Annotated in this window: 22 protein-coding genes and 1 pseudogene; 6 read left to right on the plus strand and 17 right to left on the minus strand. The window is 63.5% G+C overall.

Translation table 11 applies throughout. The features are described 5' to 3' along the window. Positions 1 to 107 precede the first annotated feature (107 nt). The 4 genes from ACYQ8E_RS01915 to ACYQ8E_RS01930 form a co-directional block, all read right to left on the minus strand. On the minus strand, positions 108 to 563 hold the full coding sequence (locus ACYQ8E_RS01915) for a hypothetical protein (protein WP_459859956.1): 456 nt from the start codon (positions 561 to 563) through the stop codon (positions 108 to 110). Positions 564 to 700: 137 nt separating this feature from the next. Further along, complete coding sequence (locus tag ACYQ8E_RS01920; protein ID WP_459859958.1) at positions 701 to 1,396, minus strand: RT0821/Lpp0805 family surface protein; 696 nt, start codon at positions 1,394 to 1,396, stop codon at positions 701 to 703. A gap of 339 nt (positions 1,397 to 1,735) precedes the next feature. Then, complete coding sequence (locus tag ACYQ8E_RS01925) at positions 1,736 to 2,254, minus strand: zinc ribbon-containing protein (RefSeq protein ID WP_459859960.1); 519 nt, start codon at positions 2,252 to 2,254, stop codon at positions 1,736 to 1,738. A 1,164-nt stretch (positions 2,255 to 3,418) separates the two neighbouring features. Then, entirely contained in the window at positions 3,419 to 3,949 is a 531-nt protein-coding gene (locus ACYQ8E_RS01930) for a glycine cleavage system transcriptional repressor (protein WP_459859962.1), read from the minus strand. 149 nt (positions 3,950 to 4,098) lie between these two features. Here ACYQ8E_RS01930 and ACYQ8E_RS01935 point away from each other — a divergent pair, with 149 nt between their 5' ends. Further along, positions 4,099 to 4,581, plus strand: coding sequence for an asparaginase domain-containing protein (locus tag ACYQ8E_RS01935; RefSeq protein ID WP_459859964.1), 483 nt, complete (start codon positions 4,099 to 4,101; stop codon positions 4,579 to 4,581). A gap of 10 nt (positions 4,582 to 4,591) precedes the next feature. Here ACYQ8E_RS01935 and ACYQ8E_RS01940 read toward each other — a convergent pair whose 3' ends face one another. The 6 genes from ACYQ8E_RS01940 to ACYQ8E_RS01965 form a co-directional block, all read right to left on the minus strand. After that, positions 4,592 to 5,062 (minus strand): c-type cytochrome, encoded by a 471-nt coding sequence (locus ACYQ8E_RS01940; protein ID WP_459859965.1) that lies wholly within the window; start codon positions 5,060 to 5,062, stop codon positions 4,592 to 4,594. A gap of 151 nt (positions 5,063 to 5,213) precedes the next feature. Beyond that, positions 5,214 to 6,053 (minus strand): DNA ligase, encoded by an 840-nt coding sequence (locus ACYQ8E_RS01945; protein ID WP_459859967.1) that lies wholly within the window; start codon positions 6,051 to 6,053, stop codon positions 5,214 to 5,216. Positions 6,054 to 6,100: 47 nt separating this feature from the next. Beyond that, positions 6,101 to 6,598 carry a transcription elongation factor GreB gene (gene greB, locus ACYQ8E_RS01950; RefSeq protein ID WP_459859969.1) on the minus strand — a complete coding sequence of 166 codons (498 nt, stop codon included), beginning with the start codon at positions 6,596 to 6,598 and terminating at the stop codon, positions 6,101 to 6,103. A 36-nt stretch (positions 6,599 to 6,634) separates the two neighbouring features. Then, on the minus strand, positions 6,635 to 7,111 hold the full coding sequence (locus ACYQ8E_RS01955; protein WP_066725580.1) for a hypothetical protein: 477 nt from the start codon (positions 7,109 to 7,111) through the stop codon (positions 6,635 to 6,637). Positions 7,112 to 7,192: 81 nt separating this feature from the next. Continuing rightward, on the minus strand, positions 7,193 to 7,366 hold the full coding sequence (locus ACYQ8E_RS01960) for a hypothetical protein (protein WP_157471789.1): 174 nt from the start codon (positions 7,364 to 7,366) through the stop codon (positions 7,193 to 7,195). A gap of 112 nt (positions 7,367 to 7,478) precedes the next feature. After that, positions 7,479 to 7,685, minus strand: coding sequence for a hypothetical protein (locus ACYQ8E_RS01965; protein WP_459859971.1), 207 nt, complete (start codon positions 7,683 to 7,685; stop codon positions 7,479 to 7,481). Between the two features lie 128 nt (positions 7,686 to 7,813). Here ACYQ8E_RS01965 and ACYQ8E_RS01970 point away from each other — a divergent pair, with 128 nt between their 5' ends. Beyond that, the gene (locus tag ACYQ8E_RS01970) at positions 7,814 to 8,722 is read left to right on the plus strand and encodes a patatin-like phospholipase family protein (protein ID WP_459859972.1); all 909 of its coding nucleotides are present in this window, start codon (positions 7,814 to 7,816) and stop codon (positions 8,720 to 8,722) included. A 63-nt stretch (positions 8,723 to 8,785) separates the two neighbouring features. Here the strand turns inward: ACYQ8E_RS01970 and ACYQ8E_RS01975 are convergent, their stop codons facing one another. After that, the gene (locus ACYQ8E_RS01975) at positions 8,786 to 9,427 is read right to left on the minus strand and encodes a metallophosphoesterase family protein (protein WP_066725572.1); all 642 of its coding nucleotides are present in this window, start codon (positions 9,425 to 9,427) and stop codon (positions 8,786 to 8,788) included. A 79-nt stretch (positions 9,428 to 9,506) separates the two neighbouring features. Beyond that, positions 9,507 to 10,301 carry an N-acetylmuramoyl-L-alanine amidase-like domain-containing protein gene (locus ACYQ8E_RS01980; protein ID WP_459859974.1) on the minus strand — a complete coding sequence of 265 codons (795 nt, stop codon included), beginning with the start codon at positions 10,299 to 10,301 and terminating at the stop codon, positions 9,507 to 9,509. Between the two features lie 123 nt (positions 10,302 to 10,424). On the opposite strand from ACYQ8E_RS01980, the gene ACYQ8E_RS01985 reads away from it, so the two are divergent. The 4 genes from ACYQ8E_RS01985 (at position 10,425) to ACYQ8E_RS02000 (ending at position 14,333) form a co-directional block, all read left to right on the plus strand. Further along, positions 10,425 to 11,297: a S66 peptidase family protein gene (locus ACYQ8E_RS01985; RefSeq protein ID WP_459859976.1), complete on the plus strand. Its 873-nt coding sequence runs from the start codon at positions 10,425 to 10,427 to the stop codon at positions 11,295 to 11,297. Beyond that, entirely contained in the window at positions 11,294 to 11,869 is a 576-nt protein-coding gene (locus ACYQ8E_RS01990; RefSeq protein WP_459859978.1) for a nucleoside recognition domain-containing protein, read from the plus strand. The genes ACYQ8E_RS01985 and ACYQ8E_RS01990 overlap by 4 nt, the downstream gene beginning before the upstream one ends. Further along, entirely contained in the window at positions 11,866 to 12,396 is a 531-nt protein-coding gene (locus tag ACYQ8E_RS01995) for a spore maturation protein (protein ID WP_066725564.1), read from the plus strand. Before ACYQ8E_RS01990 ends, ACYQ8E_RS01995 begins: the two co-directional genes overlap by 4 nt. A gap of 1,223 nt (positions 12,397 to 13,619) precedes the next feature. After that, entirely contained in the window at positions 13,620 to 14,333 is a 714-nt protein-coding gene (locus tag ACYQ8E_RS02000) for a class II glutamine amidotransferase (protein WP_459859980.1), read from the plus strand. A gap of 66 nt (positions 14,334 to 14,399) precedes the next feature. On the opposite strand, the gene ACYQ8E_RS02005 is transcribed toward ACYQ8E_RS02000, so the two are convergent. The 5 genes and pseudogenes from ACYQ8E_RS02005 to ACYQ8E_RS02025 all read right to left on the minus strand — a co-directional run bounded on the left by ACYQ8E_RS02005 (position 14,400) and on the right by ACYQ8E_RS02025 (position 20,243). After that, positions 14,400 to 14,732, minus strand: coding sequence for a HepT-like ribonuclease domain-containing protein (locus ACYQ8E_RS02005; RefSeq protein WP_459859982.1), 333 nt, complete (start codon positions 14,730 to 14,732; stop codon positions 14,400 to 14,402). 7 nt (positions 14,733 to 14,739) lie between these two features. Then, on the minus strand, positions 14,740 to 15,036 hold the full coding sequence (locus ACYQ8E_RS02010; protein ID WP_066725555.1) for a nucleotidyltransferase family protein: 297 nt from the start codon (positions 15,034 to 15,036) through the stop codon (positions 14,740 to 14,742). Between the two features lie 108 nt (positions 15,037 to 15,144). Continuing rightward, positions 15,145 to 16,182 carry a DUF5924 family protein gene (locus tag ACYQ8E_RS02015; RefSeq protein ID WP_459859984.1) on the minus strand — a complete coding sequence of 346 codons (1,038 nt, stop codon included), beginning with the start codon at positions 16,180 to 16,182 and terminating at the stop codon, positions 15,145 to 15,147. 1,251 nt (positions 16,183 to 17,433) lie between these two features. Continuing rightward, a pseudogene (locus tag ACYQ8E_RS02020) lies at positions 17,434 to 18,534 on the minus strand (IS4 family transposase); the annotation flags it as partial. A gap of 698 nt (positions 18,535 to 19,232) precedes the next feature. After that, on the minus strand, positions 19,233 to 20,243 hold the full coding sequence (locus ACYQ8E_RS02025) for an SEC-C metal-binding domain-containing protein (protein WP_459859986.1): 1,011 nt from the start codon (positions 20,241 to 20,243) through the stop codon (positions 19,233 to 19,235). Between the last annotated feature and the right edge of the window lie 31 nt (positions 20,244 to 20,274).

Raw genomic sequence — 20,274 nt, forward strand, 5'->3', positions numbered from 1 at the left:
CCCTAGCACGGAAGGAGGTGGAGGGTCAAGAAATCCGGCGCGCCGCGACGGCACAGGGGTCACATTTCCCATGGAGAACCATCCCGCCCGGCAACCTGCCGGGGGTGTCAACCAGGACGGCGCCGTGGCCCTGAGGAGGAGGAAAGGATTTCGGCCTCGGCCGCTTCCTGCTGGCGCTGCAAAACCTTGGCGATGACCACACCGCAGGCAGCACAGACCTCGGCCACCGGCTGGCTCTGGCCGCACTTGGGACACTCCATGCCGGCAACCGCTGATTCCGGCCGGGCTGGCCGTTTTACCGCCTCGATCGGTGGCGGTGCCGTGAGCGATTCAAGGGCGCAGCGGGCCCCCGCCTGCCAGAGCGCCTTGGAGTAGCGTTCGGCGGTCGCGCGATCGATGCCGCTTTTCAGAACCACTGGCGTTCCGGCGAAGAACCGCTGACAGGCTGCCTCACTGAAACGGAGGCGTTCCATGAGGTTTTTCGCCACCTCCTCCCGGGTCATGCTCGCGACAAGTTCGCCACGAAAGACAAGTTTGAACAGTTCACCTTCTGCTGCGGTCATGGGTCATCTCCTGCGCTGTGAAGGACCAGACTGCCAAGGTCGCCAAATCTGGGCAAGAGGCGGGGCTGAAATGCCTTTTGGGAGCATAGGAAAAAAAAAAAACAACAGTGCCTCAAGCAAAACCTGCCGGTCCGGGATTAACGGTCCCGACCTTCGTGGTGGCGATCCCGCTCATGGCGCCGGTCCCGTTCCCGGTCGCGGTCCCATTCCCGGCTCCGGTCGCGGCCATGGGCGCGGTCCCGTTCACGGTGGACGCTTCGATGGTAGCGGTCGTCATACCAGGGACGCGGGGAATGGCGATGGCCAAAGAGGAGCGGGTAACGGGTCCAGACCAGCGGACCGTCGAGATAAGTCCGTCCGCGGTAAAAATGACCGTAGCGATAGAGGGTACCGAAGCTGAAGTAGATGTTATATGGTGCGTAGAGCGTCTCGGGGTAGGCGTAATAGCGCTCGGGTGGCGTACTCAGCGCCGCCGGTGGCGGAAGGCTGCCGGTCGGCCGGTCGTCGACCAGCTGCCAGCTGCCATCGGGCTGTCGGCAGGCGGTGCCATACCCCTGCTGTTCCTCGCCCCCGATGGTGATGGTGGTGACAAACTCCCGGCACGGCTGCCCGGCGGCGCCGCTAAAGGTCCGGGTCGGCACTACAGCGCCGGCGCGGCCGGTGTCAGGATTGATCCAGTCGGCAGCCTGATCGGAAGGGTTGTTCTCCAGGGCATGCTGCAGGGTATCGTTCATCGCCTGGCGCTCGGCCGGGGCGAGGTCAGCACTGCCGGCGGCAAGGGCGGGAGCGCCCCCTGACAGCAGAACCAGAAGAAACAGAGAGAATCGGAGCATGGTCGGCCTCCCTGAAAGAAATGGGGCTCATCCGGATTTATTGTACCAGACCCGACCGGCGCTGCGCGATTGTTGGATTAATTTCACTTTCCGGCAATCCGCCGACCCCGGAGCCCCTGCTAAGGACCAGAAAGCGAGGGATCCCCCCCCCGCTACCCAACAAAGAGGAGACCATAAAAAAGAACCACACACGCTATTCTCTTCGCCGGCCTGCGCTGCACCCCGGCGCGAATACAGAGCGAATAGACCTTCCGGACCCAGGTCACTGAACGACGGCCGCGTTCAGACTGGCAGCAAAGAGCGAGGCACAACACGGTGCCTCGCTCTTTGCTGTGGAACTCAGTAGGATTTGCGAAACAGGGTCTGGTGGCACTTGGGACAGGGGGGGATGCGGACGGTGGCGGTAAAGCGCATTTCCGCGCCGCAGGAAGTGCAGGTGAGGGTGCCGGGGCTGGTCACCTCCCCGGTGCGGTGTTCAAGCTGCTTTTCGGTTTTGGCTGCAAGCTCGCCCAGGGTTTCGGCGGCCCCTTTCAGGATGCGCGCCAGGACGCTCTGGGCACCGGCCGCGACCCGCCCCGGGTCAGCCGCCTTCTTGACGGCGTCGCGCGCCTTTTCGGCCTGGCCGGCAAGACTGGCAAGGTCGCGACGGACATAGCCACCGATCTTTTCAGCCTGCTCACGGGAAAATTCGCCGGCAGCGGTCAACTCGTCACCGGCCTTTTTCAGCGCCTCGTCGAGGCTCCTGCGGCCACTCTCCAGCAGTTCGGCGGTACGGCCGGCGAGTTTTTCGTAAAATCCGACCTCGGGTTGTTCCTGGTCAACGTTCGGTTGTTCTTTCTGTTCCTGATTTTCGCTCATGAGCGGTCCTCCCTCTTGCAATCGCGGATTAAACGGTAATCGGAGCGTCCCCCGGAAGCAGGGACCGACGATTCATAGTGTCATAAGTATACCAACCAGAACGAGCAATGTCGGCCGGAACCGGCGACCTTGCTCCTAATACCGATTTGGAACAGAATCGAAATGAACAAAACCGGCGGGACGCGCCCCGCCAGGCGCCTTACTTTTTGTCCCGGCCAACAAAAAGTAAGCAAAAAATGGCCTTCCCCTCGCGGGGGGCATGCCGCCATGGGCGGTCCCGGTTTCAAACTCCGGCCCAGCAGATAGTGACCGACAGCACTTCGTGGCACCGCGTCTTCGAACCAACAGAGTCGCGGAAAACTGCCTCTTCCACACTGTGGCCGTAAACAGCTCGTGTTGGTTAAAGGCAAAACCAAAGAGCCGATCACCAGAGTGGTCCCGCCAACTGAGCTACACCTCGCACCGCACCCGGGACCCCAGACGGATGGGTCCCGGCGTCTTGGGGTGCGAACCAGAAAACTGCAGGAACACCACCGCGCTACCTTGACCAGCACTCCACCGCGCCACCGCATGGCCCCACGCCGAGTGGCGGCCCTTTCTTTGGTGACTTTCTTTGGGCCAGCAAAGAAAGTCACCCGGCTGCCGGCCGGGACCGGCGACCTTGATCCTGATATTGAACAATACCGAAAAGAACAAAACCGGCGGGACGCGCCCCGCCAGGCGCCTTACTTTTTGTCCCGGCCAACAAAAAGTAAGCAAAAAATGGCCTTCCCCTCGCGGGGGGCATGCCGCCACGGGCGGTCCCGGTTTCAAACTCCGACCCAGCAGATAGTGACTCGCCAGGCTTCGTGGGACCGCGTCTTCGAACCAACAGGGTCGCGGAATGCTGCCTCTTCCGTGCTGCGGGAGTCAACGGCTCGTGTTGTTTAAAGGCAAAACCAAAGAGCCGATCACCAGAGTGGTCCCGCCAACTGGGCTACACCTCGCACCGCACCCGGGACCCCAGACGGATGGGTCCCGGCGCCTTGGGGTGAAGACCAGAAAACAGCAGGAGCCGCACCACCCTATCTTGACCAGCACCCGGCTGCCGGCCGGAACCGGCGACCTAGATCCTGATATCTGCCCCTACCCTTTCAAGGAAAGAAAAAAACAGGGTCGATCCGCTCAGCGCCGGATACTGACATCGACATTCAGCGCGTCAGCCACTTCCGCCAGCCCGCTCTCCAGAACCGCGCCGGTAACCGTTGCCGGCACCTGGATATGGATATCCATCACATAGAATGGGCTGCCACTCCCCGGGGCGGGACGCACCACAGACTTCAGATCGATGATGTTCACCCCCTGCTCGGCGAGGTAGCGGCTCACCTGGTAGACAATCCCCGCCTGGTCCTCCCCCTCCACATGCAGCACCCATCCGCTTGGCGGAGCGCCCGGAGCCGTTCGCCGGGCTTGCAACGGCCGCACAAAAGCCGATATTCCGCCGTCCCGTTCCAGGCGCCGGCATTCCCGGGCGAGGAGTTCCTCAACCTGGGGATCACGGCTGGTAAAGAGGAGGATCAGGGTGAACTCGTCGGCGAGCAGGGTCATGGTCGTCTCTTCGAGGTTGCAGCCATTCTCGAAGAGGAGGCGGGTAACATCGGCAACGATGCCGGGCCGGTCCTGGCCAAAGGCGGTCATGATAAAGCGCTGGTCCATGCAGGGCTCCTCCGCTAAGGATCCGGCATCAGTGCCGGTTGCCGGATACAAGTCTAATTGCCAGGCGCACCCGCGCAAGGCAGACCTTGACATTGACAGCAGCCTGTCGCTCTAGTAAAGGGAGAGGGAACCCTCGCAGCGGAGTCCCCATGCAGATCGAGATTTTCACCACCGGCGGCACCATCGACAAGGTCTATTTCGATGCCAAGAGCCGCTTCGAAGTCGGCGAGCCCCAGGTTGGCGAACTGTTGCGCGAGGCCAATCTCAGCCTCGACCTCCACGTCACTCCCCTGCTGCGCAAGGACAGCCTCGAACTGACCGCCGCCGACCGCGAACAGATTCGCACAGCCGTCGCTCAAAGCAGCACACCCCGCGTCGTCGTCACCCACGGCACCGACACCATGACGACGACAGCCACCGCCCTCGCCGACATCCCCGGCAAGACCATTGTCTTCACCGGCTCCATGCAACCGGCACGCTTCCGCGCCACCGATGCCCTCTACAACCTCGCCAGCGCCCTCACCGCCGTCCAGCTCCTCCCGCCCGGTGTCTGGATCGCCATGAACGGGCGCATCTTCCCGGCCGGCAAGGTCCGCAAGAACGTCGCCGCCAATTGCTTCGAGGAGATCTGAGCCCCTGCCCTCAGTGCGCGCGGGGAAAGTCGATCACCTCGGTGGTCGGCGTTACTCCCGGGGCCAGGGCGGCCGGGGCCGGCTCTCCGACCGGGCCGAGCCAGCGGATAAAAGCGTACATGTCGCGCAGGTCGTCCCGCTCCAGGGTCGGCAGCAGCGACCAGGCCATCGGCGAATTGGTCCGCATCTTCGCCGCCACCGCCAGCCACTCTCCCTCCTCGAGGCGGCTCAGCAGCAGGCGCAGGTTGCTCGGGTACTGAACCCCCCAGGGACCGCGGAAACCGAGGCGGGACCCGGCCAGCCACTGATCTTCCGGCACGACGCCGCCGGCGGCGAGGTAACCCTCCGTGTGGCAGTCGTTGCAGCCGGCCTTGAGGATCAGTTCGCGACCGCGGCGGACCTCGGCGGTCTCACCGGCACGCCAGGCGCAACCGGCAGCAATCAGCAGGAGAACAAGCAGCAAGGGGACGAAACGGGGCATGGGCATCCTCTTCGGGTGGGGGGTGGCCGTTTATTTGAGAGCAAGTGGCTGACAAGTATAGCGGAAAGTTGCCACTGCGGTCCAGACGAGAGAGCATTCAGGGGGACCCGGCTGGACCCGCGGGAAAAGAGAGCAGCGAACCACCCGCCCCTCACAGTCCCTGGTCGGCCCGGATCCGCACAAAGACCGGGAACTTGGGAATCCCCGACGGATAATGGCCGTAGTAACGAAAGGTGATGGTCGCGCCGGGCGGTGGCGGGTGTCGGCGCTCGGCGTCAGAGAACCCGGTGCCGATCTTGAAACGGGTGCCGTCGGCGAGTTCGACCAGCAGCGCCCCGAGCATCCCGGCCAGTCTCCCGCTGCCGGGCAGGTGGCCAACCACCAGCGCCTCCCCATCGAGGGCCGATTTCACCTTGAGGATCTCCGGGCGGCGACCGCCGGCGTAAGAAGCGGCCGGGTCGCGCACGATCAGCCCCTCGCCACCATCGGCCTCGATACGCTTGAGCTCGGCGAGGAGTTCGGCGCGACCGGCGACCGGCCGTTGCGGAATGACAAAGGCGTGGGGCGCCGGATGAGCGGCGAACCACGCCTCAATGGCGGCAAGGCGACTGCGGAAAGAACCGGGAACGACCGGGGCATCGAAGATTGCGAACTGCAGCTGCAGCCAGCCGCTGTCCCCCGGCGCCCGCTGCAGCGTCGCCGCCGTCGCGGCAAAGGTGCCGCGCCCGCCCCAGAGTTCCCCTTCGAGGGGGAAGGTCGGCCAGCCGGATGTAAATAGTGCCGGCGGCTGCAGCAGGTGCCCCTGCTTCGACCAGAGCCGGGCACCGTCCCAGTAACCACGCACCCCGTCGAGCTTCTCGCTCATCAGCCAGCCCGAAACCTCGCGGCTCTCGTCGTAGACCTGCGGCAGCAGCGGCTCGAAAGCATCGGCAGCAAGCGGCGCCAGCAGGCCGCCCCAGAAGAGCAGGACCGCACAGATCCGTCGCACCATCTCCCCCTCCCGTCAACTCAAAATTCAAAACCCAAAACCACCGCCCCTCAATCGAGCGCCCGGTACTCCACCTTGATGATCTCCAGTTCCTCCCGCCCCCCCGGGGTCGTCACGACAACCTCGTCCCCTTCCCGGGCGCCGAGCAGCGCCCGGCCGACCGGCGAGTGCCAGCTGATGCGGCCGCGGGCGGTGTCGATCTCGTCGGCGCCGACGATGCTCAGCACCCGCTCCTCGCCGGCACTGTTCACCACCGTCACCGTCGCCCCGAAGAGAATCCGGTCGCCGGCCAGCGGCCCCTGTGCCACAGGATCGACGATGATCGCGGCGTCGAGTTGGCCGCTGAGAAAACGGATACGGCGATCGATCTCCCGCAGGCGCTTCTTGCCGTAATGGTAATCGGCGTTTTCCGACCGGTCGCCGTTGGACGCCGCCCAGGCGACCGTCTCGACCATCGCCGGCCGCGCCTGGTAGAGGAGCTCCTTCAGCTCAATACGCAGCCGTTCGGCACAGGCCGGGGTCATGTAGTTCTTCCGCTGCTGGCTCATACCTCATTCCTCGGGCCCCTTTCCTGCCGGGAGGGCCTAGGCCGGGGGGTGCGGGGAGAGGCCGTCGCGACCGCAATCACTGGCGGCAAAAACCCGACGCAGCTCCGCCAGTTCCGCCTCGATTGCAGCGACCGCGAGGGGATGGCCGGCGGCGAGCGCGCTGACGATCCGGGCGATAGTTGCTTGCAGGACGTCGGCATAGCGCCGCTCACGGCTCCCCTCCTCGGCAAGAAAGATCGCATCGACCGCCAGCCGCAACTCCTCGGCGAAGGGAGACTTGGCCAGGTGACCGCGGGCCATCGAGTAGGCCGAGCTGGTCGTCATGCCGGCCGCCACGCAGGCCTGGTAAACGGTGCTGTAGAGGATACTGGCGAGATAGAAGAGGGCAAGCCGTGCCGCCGCCTCGTCCTCCCCCGCCGGTTCGGGCATGATGTGCGGCCGGATCGCTGCCCAGGCCTGCTCGTAAAGCGGCAGGAAGGTGCGACGCTTGGAGAAGATGTCAAACAGGGCCATGGGAGGTGCTTTCGACGAGGCGCCCGGATTCAGGCCGGGGCTGGAGAGGGGTTCTGCCGCTGCTGGCGCCGGACCGCCACCTCATTCATAACCCTGGTCTTCCCCGGGGCCGGCCTTCATGACAACCAGTGCGACCAGGGCGAAGGGGCCGGTCACCAGGCCGAGCGCGAACCAGAGGTAGGGATTGCGGTTCTTCCCCCTGGCGACAGAGGCGGCGGCAAAGCCGAAGACGACGGGGATGATGAGAAATTCCATGCAAGTTGCCGTTCGCTTGGGGGTTGGATGCTGCTGCCAAAACGGCAGGGGCGGCAAAGGTCTCTCTTTGGATACCACATTCAGGGGGGGGAGTCACCGTCTTTATCACCCCCTACCCGCTCCACCAGTGCCAGAGCCCGCCGCCGAGCAGACCGAGCGCCAGCAGCTCAAGGAGGAAGGCCCAGAGGACAAACCGTTGCTTGCCCGGGCGCGATCGCATTTTTTCGGGGAGCACCCGGTTGAGGTCGCGGTTCATGGTCTGCCACGCCTCCCGGAAGACGCTCTCCTGCCTGACTGGTCTCTGCCGCTGCTTGGCCATGATTCCTATCCTCCTCACCGGTGGTGGCAGCAATCCCCTTGCAATCCACCCGCCCCGCGGGCAAAATGCCGAGGCAGGATTCCCTTCTTCCCTTCAGGCCGCTGACCGCAGCCGCGACAGGAAAGCGTATGATGGCACGCCCCCTGAAAATCGGCCTCGCCCTCGGCGGCGGCGCCGCCCGCGCCTTCTCCCACGTCGGCGTCCTTGCCGGCCTGGAACACCACAACATCAAGATCGACCTCGTCACCGGCACCAGCATGGGAGCGATTCTCGGTGCCATGTATGCCACCGAGCCCGATATCGCGGCACTCCGGAAGCGCCTCGCCGGCTACCTGGGCAGCGAGGAGTTCGCCAACTCCGGTTTCGACTTCTTCCGCGAACTCGATGCCCAGGGGGAAGGGGTCCTCTTTCGCATGCGCCGCATGGTGCGCCGCGGCGTCTTCAACACCCTGGTCGTGACCCGTTCGGCCCTGGTCAGTGACGAGGTCGCCCAGCGCAACTATGCCTACCTGGTCGACGACCTCGATGTCGCCCGGACCCGCATCCCCTTTGCCAGCGTCGCCCTCGACCTGCGCAGCGGCGAACGGGTGGTGCTCGACCGCGGCCGGCTGCGCGATATCATAGCCGCCTCCTGCGCCATGCCCGGGGTCCTCAACCCGGTGGAACTCGACGGCCGTTTGCTGGTCGACGGCGGCTGGGCCGAGGCGGTCCCGGTCCTCGCCGCGCGCCAGCTTGGTGCCGACTTCGTCATCGCCGTCGAGGCGGGCGATCCCTCCGCCGGGCCGGCCCCGCCGCGCAACGCCCTTGACGTCATCAGCCGTGCCGATGCCCTGGTGCGTTACGCGCTCGCCAAGAGCCAGCTCCAATCCGCCGATTTCATCCTCGCCCCGAGCAATGGCGTCAGCCACTGGGCCGACTTCTCCACCGCCGAGAAAGCGGCGGCCCGCGGCGAGGAAGAACTCGAGCGGCGCCTGCCGGAACTGCACCGCGCCATCGCCGCCGCCCGGCGCCGCAACTGGTGGCGACGCCTGGTCTGAGCCGGGCACGCCGCAAGGACCACCAGCCTATCTTGCTTTCAGCCGGGCATCTCCGCAAAGACCTCAACCAGGGGCACCATCCTGCCCCTTTCTTTCCAGCCCCCAGTTCCAGGCCAGCAGCGGCGTCTCCCCCCCGAGACCGAAAAATTGGACCCGGCGCTCGGGGAGGTGCAGGATCGCGCAGCTGTGGTTGAAACGGGTGCTGCCGGGGTTGACGGCCAGCACCCTGCCGAGAGGCTCGGCAAAGACCTGGTGGGTGTGGCCGACCACCAGCACCGCGTCGCCCAGGCCGGCCAGGCGCTCGCGCCAGGCGCCGACCGCTTCCGGAATCAGGGCCCCGGTCTCGTCGCGCAGGCGGATGCCATCGAGGAGGGAGGCGGGAGGGCTGGCGTGGACCAGGATCAGCGCGGCGCCGGCCAGGGTCAGTTCCAGCCGCAGCGGCAGGGTGCGCAGGTAGGCTTCCGCCGCGCCCCCCTCCTCTGGAGCCAGGCGCTCGAGGTGCCAGAGGTCGTGATTGCCGCGCACCGCCCGACAACCGCTGGCGCGCAGCAGCTCCACCGTCGCCACCAGTTCCACTCCGTAGCCGGCGATATCCCCGGCGCAGAGGATCGTCGCCACCCCTTTGCGCCGGAAGATCTCCAGGGCCTCCCGCAGCGGGGCGACGCAGGCATGGGGATCACTGATCAGGCCGACCTTGACGGACACGGGGCACCTCGCCGGGGTGGAAGAGTAGCTGCTGTCAGTATACGGGATAGCGGGGCGAGGGGGCGGGTCCTGTTGCCGGCTAGCGGGCGCGGTAGACGACCAGCCCCGGCTTTCCCTGCAGGTACTGCAGCAGATCGACGTCGACCACCCGGCGCAGGCCGCTGGCGGAGGAGGCATGGCGCAGCAACAGCTGGTCGCCCGTGCGGACGACCAGACCGGTATGGCTCACCTCCTCGCCGGCGTGGGGCGCGTAGATGCCGACATAGTCCCCCTCCTGCAACGCCGCCAGCACCTCTCGGTCGATGCGGGGAGTGGGAATGTAGCTCACCGCCCGCCGCGTCACCGCCAGTCCCGGCAGCCAGGGGCTGCCGTCCTCCCGGCGGTTGAGCTCCTTGACGACCACCTCGGCCCGCCCCTGCCCGACGGCAGCGGTGACGTCCTCGATCCGGCCAGCGCCGTCCGCCACCCAGTCGCTGAAAAAGTGGCGGCGGGTAACATAGCTCACCACGCCGCCGCGGTAGCGGACCTGGCGCAGCTGCTGGGGAAAGTCGTCGAGGCTGGCGGCACGGCGCAGCGCCTCGACCTGGTCGAGGAAGGTAAAGCAGTCGACCCCGGCGAGGTCGATGATGAGTTGCTCCGGCCGCTCCGGGCCGCCGACCAGAGTGCCGCTGGCATAGGGGGTGCCGAGCAACGCCGCGGAGAGGGCGACGATACGGGCGCCGGGCGGCAGCGGGCGTACTGCGGCGATCAGCTGCGCCAGCTCAGGCTCGCTCCAGCGCCCGTAATCGATCCGCGGCGCGGCGATCTGCTGCCGGGCGCAGGCGCCGAGGCCAAACAGGAGGAGAATGACAAGGCTGAAGGCAATCCGCTGCATGCTGCCTTTATACGGTGCGGCGCCGCGCCTGGCAAGGGAGATGCGCTCCAATCGGGTTGTATTCGGACCCGATTGGCGCTAAATTGGCGCGAACTCCACTTTCGCCCATGGGCAGAGGTCGCCGTGAAGAACGTCTTTCTCGTCACCCCCAGCTACCTGATCAAGCAGCAGCGCGACTTCACCGCCGGCCTCCGGCAGCTCGCCGCCCTCGGCCTGCAGGTCCTCAACCCCGAGTTTCCGAGGGTCCTGCCGAGCCCGCGCGAGAAGGCGGAGCAGCTCCACCGCGCCTTTGCCGACCCCCAGGTCGACCTGATCCTCGCCCTGCGCGGCGGCTACAGCGCGATGAAGAGCCTCCCCTTCCTCGACTTCGAGCTGATCGAGCGCCACCCCAAGCTTCTTGCCGGCTTCAGCGACCTCTCCGCCCTGCTCAACCCGATCTTCGAGCGCACCGGACTGGTCACCCTGCACGCGCCGATGGTGATCAACCTCGACGCGCCGACCGATTTCACCCTGCGCTCGCTGCGCAACGCCCTCGCCGGCTACCCGCAAACGAACCTGCTGCGCGGCGCGCCGGTCAAGGTCTATCGTCCCGGTTCCGCCAGCGGCGTGCTCAAGGGGGGGAACCTGATTACCCTGACGGCGCTGCTCAGGACCGACTGGGAGATCGACACCCTGGGGGCGATTCTCTTCCTCGAGGATGTCGACGAGCAGCTGCACCAGGTCGACCGCTACCTGACCCAGTGGATTCTCGCCGGCAAGTTCCGCGGGGTCCGCGGGCTGATCCTCGGCGACTTCCGCGGCATCAAAAGCCGCCAGGTCTACGAGATCCTCGCCTCCCAGCTCGAGCTCGACTTCCCGGTGCTGCACTGCCCGTACATCGGCCATGTCGCCAACAAGATTACCCTGCCGGTCGGCGCCACGGTCGAATTCGATACCGGGCGCAAACAGCTGCTGATCCGGGCGCTGAACTTCCCCGTCCCCGGGGGGAAGCGATGAATCTCCTCTGGCTGCTGATGATCTGCATCAGTATCGTCTTCGCCATCGTCACCGGTCACCTCGATGCCTTCACCAAGGCGCTCTTCGACGGCGCCAAGGCGGCGGTGGAGGTCTCCCTCTACCTCCTCGGCATCGTCTCACTCTGGCTCGGCATCACCAGGATCCTCGAAGATGCCGGGCTGATCCAGCGCATCGCCCACCTCTTCCGACCGCTGATCTGCCGCCTCTTCAAAACGATTCCCGGCGATCATCCCTCGATCACCGCCATCACCCTCAATGTCCTCGCCAACCTCTTCGGCCTCGGCAACGCCGCCACTCCCCTCGGGATCCAGGCGATGCAGGAGCTTGAGACCCTCAACCCGGAGCCGGGAGCCATCACCCCCGAGATGATGACCTTCATCGTCCTCAACACCGCCAGCCTCCAGCTGATCCCCTTCTCGGTGATCGGCATCCTCGCCAGTTACGGCCACCCCAATCCGGCCGTCTTCGTCTTCCCGGTGCTCCTCGCCACCCTGATCTCGACGATGACGGCGCTGCTGGTGCTGGGCCTGTTCCGGAGGCTCTGCCGATGATCGAGTCGATCGAATACGTCTCGCTGCTGATCATCCCGCTCTTCATCCTCTTCGCGGTCCTCTACGGCGCCCTCAAGAAGGTGCGGGTCTACGACTCCTTCGTCACCGGCGCCAAGGAGGGGCCGGCGATCATCCTCAGGATCTTCCCCTACCTGCTGACGATCTTTGTCGCCATCAAGGGATTCCAGGCCTCGGGCGCCTTCGACCTGCTCCGCGACGGCTTCTACCACCTCTTCGCCTTTCTCGGCATCCCGCTCGAGGCGGTCTCGATGGCGCTGATCAAGCCCCTGTCGGGGAGCGCCGCCACCGCCCTGTTTGCCGACATCGTCCAGAGTACCGGCCCCGAGTCCCGCGCCACCCAGCTGTCGGCGGTGATCATGGGGAGCGCCGAGACGACCTTCTACGTCCTCGCCGTCTACCTCGGCGCCGTCGGCATCAAGAAGACCCGCTTCCTGGTGCCGGTCTGCCTGGTGGCGGACGCCATCGGCATTGGCGTGGCGGTGGTGGTGACGCGGTGGTTTTTCTGAGGACGAAAGACGAACGACGGGTTTCACGCGGATCAGGCCCACGACTTAAGGTTGAATCTAGAACTTAATCACAGATAACCAAAGTCGGCGGGACGCGCCCCGCCAGGCGCCTTACTTTTTGTCCTGGCCAACAAAAAGTAAGCAAAAAGTGGCCTTCCCCTCGCGGGGGGCATGCCGCCACGGCCGGTCCCGGTTCCAAACGCCGGCGGTGCAGATAGTGACCCGCCACGCTTCGTGGGACCGCGTCTTCGAACCAACATAGTCGCGGAAAGCTGCCAACTCCGTGCTGTGGCTGTAAACTGCTTGTGGTGTTAAAGGCAAATACCAAAAGGACGATCAGCAACTACGCACCGCCAGGAGTACTACCCTTCGCACCGCACCCGGGACCCCAGACGGATGGGTCCCGGCGCCTTTGGATGCGGATCGGTATACAGGAGAGGCCGCACCGCGCTACATTGACCCGTAACCAGGTCAACAACCGCATGGCCCCACGCCGAGTGGCGGCCCTTTCTTTGGTGACTTTCTTTGGGCCAGCAAAGAAAGCCACCCGGCTGCCGGCCGGAACCGGCGGTCCTGATCCTGATTTTGAACAGTACCGAAAAGAACAAGGTCGGCGGGACGCGCCCCGCCAGGCGGCTTACTTTTTGTCCCGGCCAACAAAAAGTAAGCAAAAAATGGCCCTCCCCTCGCGGGGGGCATGCCGCCACGGACGGTCCCGGTTCCAATCGCCGGCGGTGCAGATAGTGACCAGCGGCGCTTCGTGGGACCGCGTCTTCGATTGAGGGTGCATCGCGGAAAGCTGCCAACTCCGTGCTGTGGCTGTAAACAGCTCGTGTTGTTTAAGGTCAAAGGCACCTGCTTTTGGCCATTAACGCCAGAGCGAGCAGCAGATTGTCCTCGTCAATCGGATCACCCTTCGCAACGCACCCGGGACCCCAGACGGATGGGTCCCGGCGCCTTGGGGTGCGGGTCGGTAAACAGCTGGAACCGTACTGCGCTACATTGACCCGTACCCAGGTCAACCACCGCATGGCCCCACGCCGAGTGGCGGCCCTTTCTTTGGTGACTTTCTTTGGGCCAGCAAAGAAAGCCACCCGGCTGCCGGCCGGAACCGGCGAACTTGATTCTGCTCTAACCGTTTCGAAAAACCATTAGATCCAAAGTTATCCGCGCGAAACGTTTTTCAGACTCCGAGTTTTCAGGGTAGTTTACGAGGTTTTCAGATGTGCCGAGTCATTGGAATAACCCATTTCGACTGGTCCAGACACCGGACCATCATCGAACGTTTCTGTCAGCTCGCCCGCACCGGCGTCGTCATGGCCGAAGACCCGCCCGGGCACCTTGACGGCTGGGGGCTCGCCTTTTACCGGGAGGGACGGCTGGTCGTGCACAAGAGCGGTGCCAGCATCCTCGACGAGCGTGAGCGCCTCTTCGCCCTCCTCGACGGGGCGCCGACCTCCCCGGCGCTGATCCTCCACCTGCGCAAGTCGGCCTGGAGCGGCACCTCCAGCACCCGCCACGCCCACCCCTTCTTCCTCGGCAACACCGTCTTCTTTCACAACGGCGTCGTCTACGACTACCAGCAACTGCGGGCGCAGATCGCCCCTCCCGGCCCGCCGGACGATGCCCGCGATACCGAGGTCTTCTTCCACCACGTGCTGAGCCGCCCGGGGGAGGACCTCGGCGCGCAGTTCCTCGCTTCGGTGGCGACGATCCGGCAGCAGCACCGTTTTTCGGCGCTGAACTGCCTCTTCAGCGACGGGGCGAAGCTTTTTGCCTATCGCGATTACGCCAGGGAGCCGGACTACTACTCCCTCTACAAGGCTGCAGCCGGTGATTCCTGCTTTATCTCGTCGGAGGTGCTGGATGAGGGGATGAGGTGGGAGCTGATGGCGAAGGAGGAGTTTCTGGCGATCGAACTGGGGGAGACGGTTTAATTCCGATCAGACCCCAGCACTCCTGCACCCCGATCGGGTTCAAGAGATGAAGGACCAGGCCTTGATTCAAACCGAAATTTGATCGAGAAGATCCCTGACCGCACCTTCCAAAAGGTTCAGGTCCTGTTGAATTGTCTCCCAGACGATTTCCGGATCCACTCCAAAATACTCATGAATCAGTTTGTTGCGCATAGCCCCCATCTCCCGCCAGGGGAGCCCGGGATGGCGGTCGCGCATTTCGTCCGGGATTTTCTTGGCCGCCTCGCCGATGATTTCGAGACTGCGAACCACGGCGTGGAACGTTTTGCGATCGGAGTGGAATTGCGGGAAATCCATACCCGCAACAAATTCGCGGATATCCTGGACCGACTGCAGGATGTCTTCGAGGTAGTCCCGCACTTCCCGCTTAATGGACATAGCGGACTTCGTCAAGGATATGCCGGCCGATATGCGGCTTAAGCGCCTTCCGCGTCACCAGGTCGACCTCCCGGCCAAGGATTTTGCGCAGGCGATCCTCAAGTTGCAGAAAGGCAACAAACCCGACCGGTCGCGTGAAATCGACCAGCAGGTCGATATCACTCCCTTCACCCTGTTCCCCACGGGCGAAGGAACCGAAAATACCGATTTCGGCAACGGCGTAATCACGCCGCAGTTCCTCCAGGTGGGTTCGCAGGGCAAGATTGATTTCTTCGAATTCGGTCATGCCAGTTCGCTCCGGGAAGGTATATACCGGCTTTCTTTATAGCATGCTCCGGGGAGACCGCCAACTGCAAACGCCCCTGGGCAGACGCAAGCCCTGGACCCGATGCTGTCAATTCACCGCCCCCGAATCTTCTGCCACAGTAACGGTAAAGTCGGCAAGGCCGATCAGCTGGCCCGAGTCGGTCACCACCCGCAGCTGCCAGCGGCCGACGGCAGCGGCCGGAAAGTTGCGCTTGTGGGTCCAGGCGCGGTACCCCTCGGCGCGGCCGCCGCGAATGTCGAGGGTGATGCGGTCGACGAGGGCGCCGTTGTGCAGCCAGAGATGGCGGATCTGCTCCTGCAAGCCGCGCGGCGCGCGCACCGCGGTCCAGGCATAGAGCCCTTCCCGCTGCAGGGTCGCCTCGTCGATGGCGCGCAGATTGCTGCCGGGGGAGCGCTGCTGCGGGTCGACCTGCCGGGTCAGCTCGATCGCCACCAGGCGCAGGGTTGCCGGCGGGATCCAGACCCGCGCCTGCCAGAGCCCGGCCGCGAGGACGACCAGAAGCAGGGCGAGGAGCGGCAGCCGCCACCAGCGGTCGAAGGGGAGGAGGCGACCGAGGCTCGGCAGGCTGAAGAGGAACGCCAGCACCAGCGCCAGGACGAGGCTCTCCCCGGTCGTCAGGTGGAGGAGCAGCGGCAGCACCACCAGCAGCAGGGCAAAGAGGGAGAAGGCATGGAAGACGATGAAGAGGGCGCGGCGCGGCGCCAGCTGCTTGTAGTAGAGGGGGTCGATCAGCGAGAGGAGCGCGCAGAGGATCAGCAGCAGGGTAAAGGCGGCCTGGCCGGTGCTCCAGGTGGTGGCGACGACGAAAAAAGGGAGGACGAAGAAGAAACTCTCCTGCTGCACCATCTGGGTGGCGAAGCGCATCACAAACGGCGGCAGCTCGATCCCGAAGCGCCGCAGCAGCCCGACCCGCAGCCAGTTCTCCAGCAGCAGCCAGCCCCAGCTCGCCAGCATCAGCAGCGCGATCGCCTGGGCGTAGGTTTCGCGCCGCTCGACCAGCAGGAAACTGGCGACGCCGGAGGCGAAGGCGAGCACCGCCATCAGCCCGGCGTGGCGCTCGAAGAGGGCGATCAGGTTGAGGATCAGGGTCTTGGGGGACTTCATGGAGATGGAATCCGGGTTGGTGGGGGATTCCTGGAACGTCCATCCGGCTTGGCTCGTGATCAGGATAGCAGAAAACGGAGGCGCGCAGGATTCTTTCCAGCGGCCGGGGTCATGGGGGGATCCAGGAGAGAGAAGACTGCAGGGGGGAGATTTGAATCGGCGTTCAATCATTCAGATCGCCGGCATTCCCGGATTGCCAAAACGTCAAACCGGACGCTGGACATCACTTTCTAGCGGGCCACCATCATCCCCATCTCCGGTGTGAAAGCTGCCCCGCCGCGCCCCTCGGAAACTGCGGTCAACCACAACGGCGCCGGCGATGGAATGCGCCCCGCGCCCAACCGGTGCCCCAGGCGGATGGGCACCGGCGTCTTGGGGTGCAGGACCGCTGCGCAGGTTGAGCCGCACAGCCTTTATTGATCAACAGCATGGTCCATCAACGCATGGCCCCACGCCGAGTGGCGGCCCTTTCTTTGGTGACTTTCTTTGGGCCGGCAAAGAAAGCCACCCGGCTGCCGGGCGGAACCGGAAACCTTGGTCCTAATTTGGAACAGTACCGAAAAGAACAAAACCGGCGGGACGCGCCCCGCCAGGCGCCTTACTTTTTGTCCAGGCCAACAAAAAGTAAGCAAAAAATGGCCTTCCCCTCGCGGGGGGCATGCCGCCACGGCCGGTCCCGGTTCCAAACGCCGGCGGTGCAGATAGTGACCAGCGGCGCTTCATGGGACCGCGTCTTCGAACCAACAGAGTCGCGGAAAGCTGCCTCTTCCACACTGTGGCCGTAAACTGCTCGTGTTGTTTAAGGTCAAAGGCACCTGCTTTTGGCCATTAACACCAGAGCGAGCAGCAGACTCTCTTTGTCAATCGGATCACCCTTCGCCACGCACCCGGGACCCCAGACGGATGGGTCCCGGCGCCTTGGGGTGCGGATCGGTATACAGCAGGAACACCACCGTGCCATCTTGACCAGCACACCGGTCAGCCACCGCATGGCCCCACGCCGAGTGGCGGCCCTTTCTTTGGTGACTTTCTTTGGGCCAGCAAAGAAAGTCTCCCGGCTGCCGGCCGGGACCGGCGACCTTGATCCTGATATTGAACAATACCGAAAAGAACAAAACCGGCGGGACGCGCCCCGCCAGGCGCCTTTCTTTTTGTCCAGGCCAACAAAAAGTCAGTAGTGTCCGGTTAAGAAGTTGCATAGGCTCCGAAGTCCAAGTCAATGATATCGGGAGGCCCTAAGCCTGCGGCCGCATCCTCGGCGGCCTCGTTGCGAATATTGTTGCGAAGCTCACGCACCCTGTTGATGCTGACACGTTCGCCATGCTCTTCGTGGCAGTAGATGGCCAGCAGCAAATAAGTAATCAACCCTGCGAGGATCTGCACCAGCAGGCCGTAGGGACTGCGGGCAATCAGGTGATACACCTTGAGGTGGCGCTTCCACCAGGCGAAGAAGGACTCGATCGTCCAGCGTAGCTTGTAGATCAAGGCAATCTGCTCGGCGGTCAGATCGAAGCGGTCGGTGGCGACCCAATAGGATTTTTGGTCAACCTTGTAGCCGACCACACGCACTTCTCGTTCGGTCTGGTTGACATCTTTGGTGCCGAGCAACACCCTGGCGTCATAGAAAACATGACTGCCGGGGACAACAGGATTGGCGCTCAACTCCGTCTTACGAGAACTGGCTTTGATGCGGCAGACAAAGTGGCGTCCCTGATCCTGCCAGTCGTCAAAGTTTTTGTAACACTGGTAATAGCGGTCATAGACACCTGTCTGACCGGGAGCCACGAGCCGTTCCGCCTGAGGACGCTCGTCGCCCTTGCCGTCGGTTAATGTGACTTTCTGGGGGACACCACGACCGATATCGAACCCCAGGTGAACCTTGGCCTTTTTGGCTCCGTCTCGATAGTCCGCCCAGAGCATGGACAGCGTAGCGTCAATCAGCGAACCATCGACGGCGATCAGATCGCCGAGATCGGAGATGTCTTTGGCGACAGGAATCTTTTGTGAGACCTGTTTCTGCAGGTCTTCGTAAACATGAATCATCTGCTCCAGCCCTCGGGTATTGATCGCCTCAAAGAAGGCGCTTTTCCGGATACCGCCGGGCGGTGCAATATGAGTCGCGGCAAAATCTTCCTGCGTCAGAACCTGAAGCAGATGACGCCCCGAAGAATGCTCTTCGAGGTGATAGTAGGTCAGGATTTTCAACTGATCTTCAAACGTCATCTGAAGTGGCCTGTTGCCTCGGGCCTCAAGAACCGGGGCATGTTCGAGAGCGCCCTTGAACGGGGTAAAAAGTCGGACAATGGAGCGCCTGCTAAGCCGGGTACGGTGGCAGCGAACAAGTAATGACATTTTCGTAAATCCTCATATAAAATAGGTATTTACGAAAATCGCCGCGCCGACTTCACGACGATTTGTCAAGCAAAAAATACGCTAACTTGTGAAAATATTTACAATTATCTGCAACTTTGGGTGAATGCAATTTGCTAACCGGACACTACTGACAAAAAGTAAGCAAAAAATGGCCTTCCCCTCGCGGGGGGCATGCCGCCACGGCCGGTCCCGGTTCCAAACGCCGGCGGTGCAGATAGTGACTCGCCACGCTTCGTGGGACCGCGTCTTCGAACCAACAGAGTCGCGGAAAGCTGTCTCTTCCGTACTGTGGCTGTAAACTGCTCGTGTTGTTTAAGGTCAAAGGCACCTGCTTTTGGCCATTAACTCCAGAGCGAGCAGCAGACTCTCTTTGTCAATCGGATCACCCTTCGCCACGCACCCGGGACCCCAGACGGATGGGTCCCGGCGCCTTGGGGTGCGGGTCGGTAAACAGCTGGAACCGTACTGCGCTACATTGACCCGTACCCAGGTCAATCACCGCATGGCCCCACGCCGAGTGGCGGCCCTTTCTTTGGTGACTTTCTTTGGGCCGGCAAAGAAAGCCACCCGGCGGCCGGCCGGAACCGGCGAAGTTGATTGGTTGATATCATCGTCTCAGGAAGAATCGAACCGACCAAAAATCTACCCCGCGGGCGCTGCACTCCGCTCCCCGCCGATCAACAGCGAAACTTTACGACTTCGTCGAGGAGCGGGCGCTTTCTGATCCGGATCAGATCGGGCAGGATCCGGTTGCCGACCCGTTCAATCTCCACCAAACCGAAAAATTCGGCAAAGCGCTCCAGCACCCGAAGTGAGTAACAGCCGCCGACCAGCTTTTGCGGCGTGAAGTATTCGTTGGCGGGGATTCCCTCCAGCAGCATCGGGAAAGCGGCCAGAAAGCGCTCGCAGTAGAAGGAGTCGGCACGTTGCTGATCCCCATGGCGGGACAGCAGAAGGAGCGAAAAGAGAAACGAGGACTGCAGGAAGGGAAAATCCGGGCAGCGATCCTGGTACCCCCATTCATAGCGCCGGACAAAGGCCTCGAATAGCACCGGGTAGAGCGCCCGGTTCCCCATGGTGGCCCTGAGGGTGCGACAGGTCTTCCCCAAGATGAACCGGCCGCGGTATTTTCGGACGAGCCCTGCCATTTCCGCCACCAGGCGCGTCACGTGAAGTTCGGGGAAATCCGGTTCGGTATTGATTCCCGAATATTGGGTGACCTCCCGATAGCCCTCCTCGCCATGAAAGGACAGCGCGATGTCCCGGCAGAGATTGCGCGGCAAATTCCCCGTGGCAGTCGGCTTGAGCCCCTCGTCGCCGATGGCGTCCAGTAGCAGGTCGAGAAGCTGCATGACAGGAGCCTCAGGCTCCAGCGCCAGCTCGCGGGGGAAGATGGCCAGCTGCGGGGAATCGAAGGGCGCATAGAGGATCTTGCCCATCTGCTCCGAGGAAAGGCCCTCGAATTCGGCCCGCCCCTGTCGGTTCTTCCGGGCCATCTGCCAGCCGATATAGGCTTCCGCCTCTTTCAGCGAGCGGAAGGAGCGGCCGTCCACCATCTCCTTCAGTTCGTCGGCAAAGCCCCCTGCCGCTGCGCGGGAGGGGAAGGATTCCTCTTTGCCAAGGCAGCATTTCTTGAATTTTTGCCCGCTGCCGCAGGGGCAGGGATCGTTTCGGCCGACCTTTTCCATGGGATTATTGCCTCTTGGGTGAGGTGATTCG

The organism is Desulfuromonas carbonis (assembly GCF_054658035.1).